Origin of the sequence: Pseudomonas sp. Pdm06, from assembly GCF_014851795.1 — a bacterium.
Taxonomy (GTDB): domain Bacteria; phylum Pseudomonadota; class Gammaproteobacteria; order Pseudomonadales; family Pseudomonadaceae; genus Aquipseudomonas; species Aquipseudomonas fluorescens_AA.
The window spans coordinates 207174-220270 of sequence record NZ_JACVAH010000003.1 but is presented as its reverse complement, the minus strand read 5'-3'; the positions used below and the strand labels follow the sequence as shown (position 1 = coordinate 220270).

The following is a 13097-nucleotide window of genomic DNA, read 5'->3' as shown; positions in this document are numbered from 1 at the left end:
TGGTTTCAACAGGCGATTGACGAGGACTGGGTTAAATGACGCCGCGCGCCTGCAGCACGCTTTTGGCCAGACTCCGGGTCGCCGATAGCACCTCTTCCACCTGTCGATCCATCGCCGCAGTGGATGAGGCTATCGTTCCCAGTTCGACGACGCGCAGCGGGTGGCCGCAGACGGATCCCAGCCAGGTCAGGCCGGGCACCGTGCCGACTTCCAGTAAAAAGCTGCCGTGGGGGACGCAGCGCAACAGTTGGCTGGCATAACACGTGTCGCCCCCGGCAGACGGCTCCGGGCTGGAGCCGACCCGTAGCCAGTCGACCAGCAACGCCTCGGATTGCTTGACGGCCAGATAAGCCACCTGGTCCCAGTCATCTATCGTCACGTGCAGCTTGTCGATCATGTACTTGGGCAGCGCGGCGCTGGTCACGATGACCACCCCGGCATCCGCCGAAGGTTCCTTGATCCAGACTGCGGATTGCGATATCGCATGCATGGCGGTACTCCCAACGGTTGGGTTGCAGCGGCTCGCTCCGAGTGGCGATCCGACGATGAGGCCGTGACATTCAACATGAATGCCAACTGCCCCACCGCTTCGTGAGCAAGCGCTCGCCTACAGGTCACTGGCGTGGATCAGCCGTTGCGGAACAGGAAGCTGTAGGCATTCAGCGCCGGCGCCCCGCCCAGGTGCGCGTAAAGCACCTTCGAGCCTTCGGGGAACTCGCCACGGCGGACCATTTCAATCATCCCGTGCATGGATTTTCCTTCGTACACCGGATCGGTCAGCACACCTTCCAGGCTGCCGCACAGGCGAATGGCTTCCAGCGTACCGTCGTTAGGCAAACCGTATTCCGGATAGGCAAACCGCGTATCGAGCACCACGTCCTCTTCGGTAATTTCGCGACCCAACTCCACCAGTTCTGCGGTATGCCGGGCGATACGCAGAATCTGCGCCTTGGTTTTCTCTGGCTTGGCCGAAGCATCAATGCCGATCACGTTCTTCGAACGGCCGTCCGCGGCAAAACCGACGACCATGCCGGCCTGGGTACTGCCGGTCACGGAACAGACCACGATGTAGTCAAACTTGAAGCCCAGTTGTTTTTCCTGCTCCCGTACTTCCTCGGCAAAGCCGACGAACCCGAGGCCGCCATAGGGATGCTCGGAACAACCCGCCGGGATCGGGAACGGTTTGCCACCCTGCTCCACGACATCGCTCATGGCCTTTTCCCAACTTGGCCGGATACCAATATCGAAACCTGCTGCGTCCAGTCGTACGTCAGCCCCCATGATGCGCGACATCTCGATGTTGCCCACCCGGTCATACACCGCGTCGGAATAGTTCACCCAGTTTTCCTGCACCAGCACGCACTTCATGCCCAAGTGGGCAGCGACTGCAGCGACCTGGCGGGTCTGGTTCGACTGAATGCCACCGATAGAGACCAGCGTATCGCAGCCTTGCTCGATCGCTTCGGGAATCAGGTATTCGAGCTTGCGTGTCTTGTTCCCGCCGAAGGCCAGGCCACTGTTGCAATCTTCACGCTTGGCATACAGCTCGACCTTGCCACCCAGATGTTCACTGAGACGCTTCAAGGGCGTGATGGGAGAAGGACCGAAGGTCAACGGATAACGTTTGAAACGATTCAGGTTCATGACTCTGCTCCTCGATATTGGATATCCAAGCGCCAGACCGAAAGTGAAAGGCCACATTCCAGGCTCTTTCAGGAGGGCTTCGATGAGTTCAATATTAAGAAGAATTCGAAAAATATGTGTTGCAAGTTTCTGCCAATTGGAAAAACATAATTTCCATGAAAGCACATAAAACATATTTTTAATGCGTGGAATCCGACATGAAAGCAACAAACACTCACAAGAAGTCGGGCGCTACGGTCGCGGTGCCGCAGCCACTGGATCGAACCGACCGCGCGATTCTCAAGGTCCTGCAACGAGACGCCTCCATCTCCAACGTGGCGCTCGCAGAGAAGGTGAAACTGAGTGCCCCGGCTTGCCTCAGGCGTGTCGAACGACTCAAGCAGGTCGGCCTGATCAAGGACATCGTCGCACTGCTGGACAATGAAGCGCTGGATGCGGGGATGGTGGTCTTGATCGGCGTGGTGCTGGACCGTTCCACACCGGAATCCTTCGCCGCATTCGAGGCGGCCGCACAAAAAGTGTCCGGCTGCATGGAATGCCATGTGGTGACGGGGGAGTTCGACTACTTCATGTTGATACGAACCAAGGACAGCAACAGCTTCAACCGGCTCCACGCGGAGCAACTGCTTTACCTGCCCGGGGTTCGCCAGATTCGCTCGTTCATGGGGTTGCGCCAGGTCTTGTCGACCACCCACATTCCCCTTTGAGGCTTCAATCAGACCGAGCAGGCATCGGTTCGGTATTCATCGCTTACTCAGCGAAGCACCAAGAGGAATATCAAGGGTAAAGGTTGCGCCCTGTCCAACCCCGTCGCTGTGCACGGACAAGCTGCCCCCCATTTCCTGCGCCGCCAGCGCACAGCTGTGCAGGCCAAAACCGTGACCGTCTTTGCGCGTCGTGAAACCATGGGAAAAAATACGTTTCATGTGCTCAGGCGCAATCCCATTGCCGTTGTCGGCCACCGTGATGCGCAATACGGCCCCGTCAACGAGGGACGCGCTGAACGTGACGCATGGGCTGCGATCGATCACGCCGTCCAACGCTTGCTTGGCATTGCCGATCAGGTTTACCAGAATCAGCAGAACCCGGTGCCGGTCCAACGGCAGCAGGGGCAAGTCGGCAATGTCCTTGACCATCGTCACCTCCTGGCGCGCCAGTAATCCAGCACTCATGCGCAAGGCATCGTCGATCAACTCTGCGACCGGCACGGTCTCGACAATACTGACGGCAACGGCATAGGACTGCTGGGCAGCGACAATGGTTTTGATATGGTCAATGCCCTTGGTGAGTTGCCCGAGTTCTTCGATGATGCTCTGTTGCTCTGCCGCCACCACCCCCGCCAGCTTGAGCAGATAATCGGGCAGCATCTTTCCCTTGTGGTCGTTGGTGAGAAAATCGCTCAGGTCATGGACGTGTTCGTTCATCAGTTGAGCCACCTTGCCCAGCCCCTGGGCCTTGGAGGTGCGCATCTGGCTGCTGACCAATTCTGCCGATACGTTCACGCTGTTGAGGACGTTACCGACGTTGTGCAGCACTGTCGTAGCGATTTCGGCCATGCCCGCCTGACGGGATTTTGCATGCAGTTCGGTTTGCACCTGGCTCATGCGCAGCGCCGCGCGTACGCGAGCCTTGAGTTCCAGCGGCGAAAAGGGTTTGGCAATGTAGTCATCGGCGCCACTCTCCAACCCGGAGACGCAGGCCTCGCTACCGCCACGGGCGGTCACCAGGATCACGGGTAAATGAGCAAAACCGGCGCTGGCTTTGATCCTGGCGGTCAGGCCAAAACCGTCGAGCTGCGGCATCATCACATCCGAAACCACGACATCGATGGGTCGAAGCTGCAGCAGCGCCCAGGCCTGCTCTCCATCGGTTGCGGTAGCGACGATGTAATCGTCTCGCAAAAGCTCGCTGAGATAGCCCAGCATTTCCGGGCTGTCGTCGACCACCAGCACTCTGGATCGCGAGGCAAGTTCCAGGGGCTGCTCGTCGTCTGCGCCTTGGATCGAAGCCCGGTCGTTGCGACTACCAAGGCGACCGTCATCGAAACGCAGGTGACGCTGCTCGGTTGTGCTTGTCGTGCTCGATGACGATCGCTCGTGCATCGTGCTGGCTTCGGTCGGTACGGTGTTTGGCTCGGTCCCCAGCGGCAGTCGAACAAAGAAGCACGAACCCCGTCCGGGCTCGCTGTTGACACCGACTTCCCCCCCCATCAATTCGACCAGATCCTTGACCAGGGCGAGACCGATGCCTGTGCCGCTGTAGTGACGCGTGGCGGAATTGTCGATCTGGGAAAAACGCTGGAACAGTAGCGGCAGTTTGTCAGGCGCGATGCCAATCCCCGAGTCCTGCACCGCGAGTTCAAATCGCTCGCCATCGAGCGGCGTGACGGCCAGGTGCACGGTGCCGCCAGCCGGTGTGAACTTGATGGCATTGCTCACCAGGTTGAGAAGAATCTTCTCGAAGTGCTGGGGGTCCAGGAACACCGTGCCGAGCGCGGGATCGATGCTGCAGGTCAAGGTGCAGCCTTTGCCCTCGGCCACCATGGCGGCGTCCTCGGCCAGCACGCCCACCACCTTGTTCAAGTCAATGGGCGTTGGGCACAACTCGAACTTGCCCGCTTCGGCCTTGGAGAAATCGAGGATGTCGTTCACCCGGTTCATCAAGCGCAACGCGTTGCGTTGGGCGCGGTCGATTTGCACATGCCAGTCCGCCGGCGGGGTGGGCGCCGCCGAGAGCTGCTCCAGCGGGGCGAGAATGAGTGTCAGGGGGGTGCGCAGTTCGTGGCTGACCGTGGCCACGAAATCGCTCTTTGCCTGGTTAGCCGTCTCGGCCTGGTTGCGCGCCTGAATGAGTTCGATGGCCTGCGCCTCCAGCACCTCGGTCTGGTGGTGCAGCGCGTCGGTCCGTTCGGCGACCATTCTTTCCAAAGAGGCCTGGACTTGCTGTCGTTCGGCCTCGGCCTCGGCCTCCAACACCCGGATGCGCAGGGCATTCTCCTGGAACACCCGTACGGCGCGGGTCATGATTCCAATCTCGTCACCGCGGCCGGCGCTGGCGATCTCGGCGTTCAGGTCGCCAGCCGCAAGCCGGCGCATGACCGAGGCCAGGGCCACGATGGGCTGCGCGACAAATCGCGATGTGCTCCAGGCGATGGCGCCAGCCAGCAGGATGGCGACGGTCCCAGCAACGATCGTCGCAAGCATGCCGCGATCATTGTGGACCAAGGCGTCGGAGCGCGCTTGACCGGCGAAGCGCGCCACCAACAGGCCGGCGCTCCGGGCCTCGTTGCGAACCTGGTCGCGCGCGTCGCTCAAGGCGTCGCTCGCTTGACGGAACCTGACGAATGCCGCCCGGTAGCCGGCGATCTGATCGCTGACCGTCAGGGGCATAGCCTTGGCCCGCAGCCCCACGGACGCCGGGAGAACCCGAGAGAGTCGGGAGAGTTCGTCCAGGATGTGGCCGACAGAGCCGGCGACCTCGGCCGACGGTGACAGGCGAAACGACAAGGTCTGCGCCTCCAGGGTGGCAACACGCTCGGCGAAACGCTTGGACAACGCGGCGGCATTTTGCAGCAAACCGGTTGCTGCCTGAATGTCGCTGGCGTCATGGACAACGTGCCCTTCCACTTCCCCCAACATGGCCTCGAGGCGCTCGACCGTATCCCCGACGGCGGCGAGATACCGCAAGGCCTCGCCTCCCCGGAGCCTGGGCGACTCGCCAAGATGCTCGACCGCTAAGCTGGCAGCGTCGAGCGCCGCGGCCAACTGGTCCAGGGCCTCTCTCTCCTGCGGTGCCCCCATCAACTCGCGCAATTGTTCGACCACGGGGCGGAGTGCCGCGCTGGCGTTCCGCGCCGCAGTGGCGGCCGCCCCGTCACCGGTCACCAGCATCCTGGCCACATTGGCAGTGATGATCCGTTCGCCGTTGCGCAGGATATCCAGGATGCGATGGGCGCTTTCGATGTCGCTCACCCGCGCCTCGTGCTCAGCGGTGCGGGACTCAAGCCCCTTCAACCCATCGGCGATGCCCTGTTCGACGAGGATCGTCGCCTCTCGCATCCGGCCGTAGTGGGCTGTCATGTTCTCCGTTTCGCCATCCATGGCCAGGCTCGCCGCCCGCAAGGCGGCGATCGCCGTCGCGAGCCTTTCCAGACTGCCCTTGAGCGATTGCGCCTCCGCCACCGCAATGGCGGAGAGGCCGGCGATTGCCGTCGCCACCATGCCTTCGGCCTGGGCCAGGCTTTCCTGGTCGCGGGTGGCAATGAAGTTTTCCACCCGTCCGGTGGCCCCGTTGACCGAGGCCAGAATTTCCGCGGAATGGCTGGCGGAATCCACCGCACGTACCATCCCGCGCAGGCCGTAGAGGTTCACCAGCGACACCGCCAGCATCAGGAACACCAGCGCGGCGACCGCCAGGCCAATCCTGACGGCAATGGGCCTGTCCGTGGCGGGTTTGAATGTCGACATGGCGCCGCGCCCCCCGTCCGCCACTACTGTTTCGTCACCTCCGGCAACGGCGTCGGCGCCGCCGTATTGTTGATGGCCGCGTCGATCATCGCCACCACGGAAGCCTGGTCATAGGAAGGATTGGCGGCGCCGCCCACCGGCATGGTGGCGAGCCAGGCGTCCAGGTCTTTCCCATCGATACGCACCAACGGCACTTCGACGAACTTCGGCACCTGCTTGCCCGCCAGAATCTGCTGGGCCACCCAGAACCCCACCTGGGAGACGCTTGGGGAGGCGGAGACCGAGACGGTCTCGTAGCCATTGGCATCGCGTTCCTGTTTCCACAGGGCCAGTTCGTCCTGACGATTTCCCATCACGATGATCGGCAAAGGGCGTCCCGCCGCCTTGAACGCCATGGCCGCGCCATAGCCGTCGCCCCCTTGGGTCGCAACGGCATCGATGCTGGGCAGCGACGGCAGCGCCAGCGCCACCTCCTTGCGTGCGACGGAAGCGGTCCAGTTGCCGTAGACGGTCTTGGCGAACTTCAGGCCCGGATAGTCGCTGGCGGCCTTGCGAATGCCGTCGCTGATGTTTTTATCGGTGGCATCGCCGGCAATGCCGCGGATCTCCAGCAGCGTTCCATTCCCCTTGAGGCGCTCGGCGATATAATCCATTTCCACGCGGCCCATGGCGGACCAGTTGTAATCCACGGTGTAGACGCAGCTTTCGGTGACGAGACTGGCCATGACCACCACCACGATGCCGGCGTTGCAGGCGTCGCGGATCACCCCGTTGAGGGCCGTGTCGGACGCGGCCAGGATGACGATGGCGTTCACGCCCTTGACGATCATGTCCTGGATATGGGCTGCTTGTTCCGACGCCGAGTTGTTCGCGCTGACCACCGGAGCCTCGCGGATCAAGCCATCCTTTTGCGCCTGGGCCGCAATCTCCTGCCAGTTGCGCACCATCACCTTGCGGAAATCGCTGCCTGCGTAGGAATTGCTGAAAGCAATGCTATGGCTTGCGGTAGGAGCGCCGGCGATGCCGCCGTCGGCAGCTTGGACTGGATTGGCGGCAACCATTGCCAGCCCGGTCACGCAGCCAGCGAAGCGCCACAAGATTTTGTGGATGGGTTTGGTGTTCATGTTGTTCTCCATCGTCCTTGGGATTTACCAAAAGTCATCCACCTGCACCTGTCGACAACCTGGATCGACTGCTTGATCTGGTTTGGAGAAGTCGGCCTGCAGATTGGAGATCATCGGCCCTGTGAAATTGGAGCAGGCATTCAACTTGAGCTCGTAGTCGGGCGGCCTCTAGCGGCCAGAAAAGCCTCAAGCAAATGCTCACGAATTGAGGATGGGTCGCCCAGGGATCAAAATGCGCCGATGGACACCTGTTGCCAGATTGCTCATTCGGTCATTCCAACAAATAGAACCGGACATGTAAAACCAGACACATACAGACTCCTTCCCTTGGCGGCCGATCATTGAAACCAATACATTGCCTGCAGTGGCAATGAGCATAGTCGCAACGTGCCCGCTTCGCTCGCGGCCGTGGAGGATTTCAGCCAACCGAGCGCCCTACACGATCAAACCGGCTATGACACCCGGCTGGGCGAGCGCGGCATCAGGCTTTAGTCCCTGCTGGATTTGGGGATCGCTATGCGGTTGCTGGTCTTGACCTCGCGCAAGGCCAGGCTGGACTGGATCGAGGCAATTCCCACCTGGCGCCGTAGCACCTGCTCGATAAAGTCACTGTAGCTATCAAGATCCTCTGCCAGCACTTGCAGCACGTAATCGGCATCCCCGGTGATCTTGTGACAAGACAACACTTCAGGCAATTGCGCAATCACCGCCTCGAAGGCGTCAGGTGCGTGATCGGCGTGGGTGGAAAAACGGATGTGCACGAACGCCATGATATCCAACCCCAGCATTCGTCGATCAAGGTTGGCCTGATAGCCCTTGATCACGCCCGCCTCCTCCATTCTCTTGCGCCGTCGCCAGCAAGGCGTGAGGCTTAACGACAGGCGCTCACTGAGCTCGGCGTTGGAAATGCTCGCATCATCTTGCAGCAACTTGAGTATCGCCAAGTCAGTCTCGTCGAGACTGATGCGTTTGGATGATTTTTTCTGCATTTCGCAATTCCTGAGTAAAAACACCCGAAAAATCTAGCAGACTGCGAATATAAAGCAAAGAAAGCGCCTGCGTAGCGGAACAGAATATTTTCACTGTTTCGAATTGACGGATGCGCAGAATGTTTACAGTTTTCAGTGATTCCCATCGTTTGCACCATGGCACCGAATTGAAAGACGGCGTACTCAAACCGTCGTTCGAACAACCCAGCCGGGCCGACACTGTCCATGATCGGGTCAAGCAGGTAGGCCTTGGCCAGATCGTCGAACCACGAGCATTTGACCGGGCGTGCTACGTCAATGCGCACAGCGAGCGCTACGTCAGTTTCCTTGAAAGCGCATGGTCACAATGGTGTGCGACCGGACGTACTCACGATGCCTTGCCGCTGGTATGGCCAGTGCGCGATTTGTCCAACGATCAAGTCCCGACTTTCATCGACGGAAAACTCGGTTTCTTCGCCATGGATGCCGGGTCCCCGATTACCGCGACCACATGGCAAGCGGTAAAGACCAGCGCAGACATCGCCCTCACCGGCCTGGCGCTGATCGATGAAGGCCACGACAGTGCCTTCGCCCTGTGCCGCCCGCCTGGGCATCACGCAGCACGTGAATACATGGGCGGCTATTGCTACCTCAACAACGCTGCCATTGCCGCACAACAGGCCATCACTCAAGGCGCGAAACGTGTCGCGGTACTGGACGTCGACTTCCATCATGGCAACGGCACTCAAAACATCTTCTACGGGCGCAGCGACGTCATGTTCGTGTCGCTGCACGGCGAACCCACGGTGTCTTATCCGTACTACTCAGGCTTCAGTCACGAAGTCGGCGCCGGCCAGGGCGAAGGTTACAACCTCAACTACCCGTTGCCGAAAAACACCACCTGGGAAAGCTATCGCAATGCCCTGCTCCACGCCTGCAAGAAACTCCAGCAATTCGCCCCTGAAGTGCTGGTCATCTCACTCGGCGTCGACACGTTCAAGGACGACCCCATCAGCCACTTCCTGCTGGAAAGCGAGGATTTCATCGGCATCGGCGAGCTGATAGCGGGTGTGGGCTGCCCCACTCTGTTCGTGATGGAGGGCGGCTATATGGTCGATGAAATCGGAATCAATGCGGTCAATGTGCTGCATGGTTTCGAGAGCAAGCGCACCTGAACCGTCCCCTGCCCCGCAACGTTTCTATGACTGAACCGGAGAATAAAAACATGACTCTTTTTATAGACGTCGATCATGCCGCACGCCTGTTCGCCACGGTGGGCATCCGCCGGGCAATCCGCGAAATGGCCGATTACATCGAAGCTGACTATTCACGTTGGGCGCAGTTTGATAAGTCGCCCCGCACCGCCAATCATTCGGCCAACGGTGTGATCGAGTTGATGCCCACCGACGATGGCCAGCAGTACTCGTTCAAATACGTCAACGGTCATCCGGACAACGGTCGAAGCAACCTGCTGACGGTCATGGCCTTCGGCGTCCTGGCCGATGTCCACAGTGGTTATCCAACCCTGCTCAGTGAACTGACGCTGACCACCGCGGTGCGCACTGCAGCGACCTCGGCCTTGGTCGCGAAGTCCCTGGCACGTCCAGATGCAAGCAGCATGGCAATCATCGGCAATGGCGCCCAGAGCGAATTCCAGGCCCTCGCCTTCCATGAAATGCTCTCTATCAAGGAACTGCGGATATTCGATATCGATCGTGACGCCTCGCTCAAGCTCAAGCGCAACCTGTCCGCATTCCCGGATCTCAAGGTGATTCTGGCCAGCTCTGCCCAGGACGCGGTCAAGGGCGCAGACATCGTCACCACGGTCACCGCCGATAAAGCCTATGCAACGATTCTGACGCCCGAGATGATCGAACCCGGCATGCATATCAATGCCGTAGGTGGGGACTGTCCGGGGAAAACCGAACTGCACGCCGAGATCTTGCGCAATGCCCGGGTCATCGTTGAATTTGAACCTCAGACCCGGATCGAGGGTGATATCCAGCAATTGGAAGCCGACTTCCCCGTCGTCGAGTTTTTCCGGATTGTTCAGGGCGCAATCCAGGGCCGCGAGAACGACGCACAGGTCACCGTGTTCGATTCCGTGGGTTTTGCCCTCGAAGATTTTTCGTCGCTGCGCTACGTGCTGGACCTGGCGCAGGAGCATGCAATCGGTGAGCGCATCCATCTGGTGCCGACACCCGCCAACATAAAAGACCTCTACCAAATCCTCGATCGGCAACCCGCGATCGCCCCCTCACGCCCGCGCGCAGTGAGTTAAGAGCCATAGGTGATGCCCCTGGGCAAAGTGCCCAGGGGCAACTCCCCCTGCGAGCACGCGGCAAATCTCGCTGTCCGCAAACCACCACCGTCAATAGCCGTTGCATCCCTAACAAGTACGCAAGACATCCACCTTTCTGCCAAAACTCAAAAACATAAAATCAAGAGGTTTTGTAATGAAATCAATCCCATCGGGGCTGACTGAACAGCCCGCGCTGCAGCGCACGCTCAGCAACCGTCACATTCAATTAATGGCCATGGGAGGCGCCATCGGTACGGGCCTGTTCATGGGTTCCGGGAAGATCATCGCCCTCTCTGGCACGTCGATCATCCTCATCTACATGATCATCGGTCTGTTTGTTTATTTCGTCATGCGTGCCATGGGCGAAATGCTGCTCTCCAACTTGAACTTCAAAACCTTCGCAGACTTTGCCGGTGCCTACCTTGGCCCACGCGCGGCATTCTTTCTTGGCTGGTCGTATTGGTTGAGCTGGAGCGTTGCGGTGATAGGCGACGCCGTCATTGTCGGCGGATTTTTCCAGTATTGGTTCCCCGATGTACCCGCCTGGATACCGGCCATCGGTATGCTGATGACGCTGTTCGCATTGAATGTACTGACGGTCAGGCTTTTTGGCGAGATAGAGTTCTGGTTCGCGATCATCAAGATCATTGCCGTCGTCACCCTGATTGGCGTCAGCCTGGTGCTGATTGCCAGCTCCTTTGTCTCACCCAGCGGTGTCACTGCCTCTCTGAGCCATCTGCTGGATAAACAAGCCGCCTTTCCCAACGGCTTGTTCGGTTTCTTTGCCGGTTTCCAGATGGCAATCTTCTCCTTTGCCGGCACCGAACTGATTGGTACCGCAGCCGCCGAAACCCGCAACCCTGAGAAGACCCTGCCGAAAGCCATCAACTCGATTCCGCTGAGAATCATCCTGTTTTATGTGCTGGCACTGGCCTGCATTATTGCAGTGACTTCCTGGCAACAGGTTTCACCCAACAAAAGTCCTTTCGTCGAGCTGTTCCTGGTGGCCGGGTTTCCCGCAGCAGCAGGCATCGTCAACTTTGTGGTGCTGACGTCTGCCGCGTCCTCGGCCAACAGTGGCGTATTTTCGTCTAGCCGCATGCTGTTTGGCCTGGCCAATCAGGACAACGCCCCAGGGATTTTCCGACGTCTGTCGGGCAATAGCGTACCTCTGCTGAGCCTGGCGTTCACCACACTGCTAATGCTGGTGGGCGTGTTGTTGCTTTTCATCGTTCCTGAAGTGATGACCGCATTCACCATTGTTTCTACTGTATCGGCCATCCTGGTGATTTTTACTTGGTCGACCATCCTTGCCTCGTATATCGCCTACCGCAAAAAGCGACCTGAGCTGCACGCCAAATCGGCCTACAAAATGCCTGGCGGCGTGCCAATGGCCTGGTTTTCCCTGGCGTTTCTGGGCTTTGTTCTTTGTCTGCTGGCATTGAGACCTGACACTCGTGTTGCCTTGCTGGTCATGCCAGGATGGTTCATCTGGTTGGCGATCGCTTATCAACTGACCGATGCCAGGAAGCCGAAATCCGCGCCTGGCAACAGCGACGGTAATGCGCCTCCCCCGCGCAACATCACGCAGAGCGCGAACATCTCGTAAGCTAATCGCGGAAACGAAGATGTAGGCCCGGCCGGGCCGGTTGTGGCATTGGACCACGGTTGCAAAAACCAGTTGGCGACTGCCTTCTGGCTCGGCCTCTCCAGCACACAGGATCGATAACCGGAAGTCGAGGTGCTTGTCGTCCTCTCCCAACACGATTTCAGTCTGGTTGGTGCTGTAGACCTTGAAGACGCCAACCCGATTAGCAAGTGATTTGGCCGAGAGTCTCTCGCGCCGAAGTGCGGTATTGGGCTCAAGCCGGATTGGAAACAGCCAACTTGAGCCCAAACGCGACAAAAACACCGCCCGTGAGTCGGTCAAGCGCCTTCAGGGCCGCCGGGCGCTTCAGGAAATTGCTCAGCGGCACCGTAGCCGCTACCAGAATGCCGAACCAGGCCAGCGTCAACAGAACGTGTAACACCGCAAGGAAGAAGGAGTAACTGGCCACGTTCGCGCCACTCGGGACAAACTGGGGGAGGAACGTGATGTAGAAGACACCTATCTTGGGGTTCAGCAGGTTCGTTAATAAACCGCGAATAAAGGCGCCACGCGCAGAGGCCGCCATGTTCTCGTTCCCCTGCCCTTGCAGCGTCGACCTAGGCCGCAGCAGCAGTTTTACACCCAACCAGACGAGATACGCGGCACCGACAATTTTCAGCGCAAGGTAAGCCCACTCCGAAGCTTGCAACAGGGCACCTAGCCCCAGTGACACCGCGGCTCCCCACACCAGACACCCGAGCACGATACCGATAGCAGCCATCGCCGCCGAACGTCGACCGCCGGTCGCTGCAGCGCGAAGCACCATGGCTGTGTCCACCCCCGGGGTCACAGTGAGCACTGACGCAGCAGCGATGAAGGCAAGCAGCAGGGATAAATCGCTCATTTGGATGTCCATGGCAGTCGGCAGCCGTACGGTTAGCCACTCTAATTAGCCACTTGGCGTTCGGTCAAACGTTCTATGTAGCCCGTCGTTCGAGAGATGTA

9 protein-coding genes and 4 pseudogenes are annotated in these 13097 nt (G+C 59.4%); 4 read left to right on the top strand and 9 right to left on the bottom strand.

Annotated features, from left to right (window positions below):
* Nucleotides 1–31: 31 nt before the first annotated feature.
* Both IB266_RS06585 and IB266_RS06580 read right to left on the bottom strand, forming a co-directional pair.
* Nucleotides 32–490, bottom strand: coding sequence for a transketolase (locus tag IB266_RS06585; protein ID WP_192260634.1), 459 nt, complete (start codon nucleotides 488–490; stop codon nucleotides 32–34).
* 137 nt (nucleotides 491–627) lie between these two features.
* Complete coding sequence (locus IB266_RS06580; protein WP_060742854.1) at nucleotides 628–1644, bottom strand: 1-aminocyclopropane-1-carboxylate deaminase; 1017 nt, start codon at nucleotides 1642–1644, stop codon at nucleotides 628–630.
* Between the two features lie 197 nt (nucleotides 1645–1841).
* Between IB266_RS06580 and IB266_RS06575 the strand changes: the two genes are divergently transcribed.
* Entirely contained in the window at nucleotides 1842–2351 is a 510-nt protein-coding gene (locus IB266_RS06575) for an Lrp/AsnC family transcriptional regulator (protein WP_192260633.1), read from the top strand.
* A gap of 36 nt (nucleotides 2352–2387) precedes the next feature.
* Here the strand turns inward: IB266_RS06575 and IB266_RS31085 are convergent.
* The 5 genes and pseudogenes from IB266_RS31085 to IB266_RS06560 all read right to left on the bottom strand — a co-directional run.
* Nucleotides 2388–2729 (bottom strand): annotated as a pseudogene (locus tag IB266_RS31085) (ATP-binding protein); the annotation flags it as partial.
* Between the two features lie 519 nt (nucleotides 2730–3248).
* A pseudogene (locus IB266_RS31080) lies at nucleotides 3249–3584 on the bottom strand (response regulator transcription factor); the annotation flags it as partial.
* A gap of 210 nt (nucleotides 3585–3794) precedes the next feature.
* Nucleotides 3795–4847 (bottom strand): annotated as a pseudogene (locus tag IB266_RS31075) (sensor histidine kinase); the annotation flags it as partial.
* 1286 nt (nucleotides 4848–6133) lie between these two features.
* Nucleotides 6134–7234: an ABC transporter substrate-binding protein gene (locus IB266_RS06565; protein WP_192260631.1), complete on the bottom strand. Its 1101-nt coding sequence runs from the start codon at nucleotides 7232–7234 to the stop codon at nucleotides 6134–6136.
* Nucleotides 7235–7722: 488 nt separating this feature from the next.
* On the bottom strand, nucleotides 7723–8223 hold the full coding sequence (locus IB266_RS06560) for an Lrp/AsnC family transcriptional regulator (RefSeq protein WP_092168820.1): 501 nt from the start codon (nucleotides 8221–8223) through the stop codon (nucleotides 7723–7725).
* A 119-nt stretch (nucleotides 8224–8342) separates the two neighbouring features.
* Between IB266_RS06560 and IB266_RS06555 the strand changes: the two genes are divergently transcribed.
* From IB266_RS06555 to IB266_RS06545, 3 genes are all read left to right on the top strand, one after another.
* A complete protein-coding gene (locus IB266_RS06555) occupies nucleotides 8343–9377 on the top strand; it encodes a histone deacetylase family protein (protein WP_060742859.1) in 1035 nt (344 codons plus the stop codon).
* A 50-nt stretch (nucleotides 9378–9427) separates the two neighbouring features.
* The gene (locus IB266_RS06550) at nucleotides 9428–10483 is read left to right on the top strand and encodes an ornithine cyclodeaminase (RefSeq protein ID WP_192260630.1); all 1056 of its coding nucleotides are present in this window, start codon (nucleotides 9428–9430) and stop codon (nucleotides 10481–10483) included.
* A gap of 175 nt (nucleotides 10484–10658) precedes the next feature.
* Nucleotides 10659–12113: an amino acid permease gene (locus IB266_RS06545; protein ID WP_192260629.1), complete on the top strand. Its 1455-nt coding sequence runs from the start codon at nucleotides 10659–10661 to the stop codon at nucleotides 12111–12113.
* 6 nt (nucleotides 12114–12119) lie between these two features.
* Here IB266_RS06545 and IB266_RS06540 read toward each other — a convergent pair.
* Both IB266_RS06540 and IB266_RS06535 read right to left on the bottom strand, forming a co-directional pair.
* Nucleotides 12120–12326 (bottom strand): annotated as a pseudogene (locus IB266_RS06540) (DUF2867 domain-containing protein); the annotation flags it as partial.
* A gap of 40 nt (nucleotides 12327–12366) precedes the next feature.
* A complete protein-coding gene (locus IB266_RS06535; protein ID WP_192260628.1) occupies nucleotides 12367–12996 on the bottom strand; it encodes a LysE family translocator in 630 nt (209 codons plus the stop codon).
* Nucleotides 12997–13097 lie beyond the last annotated feature (101 nt).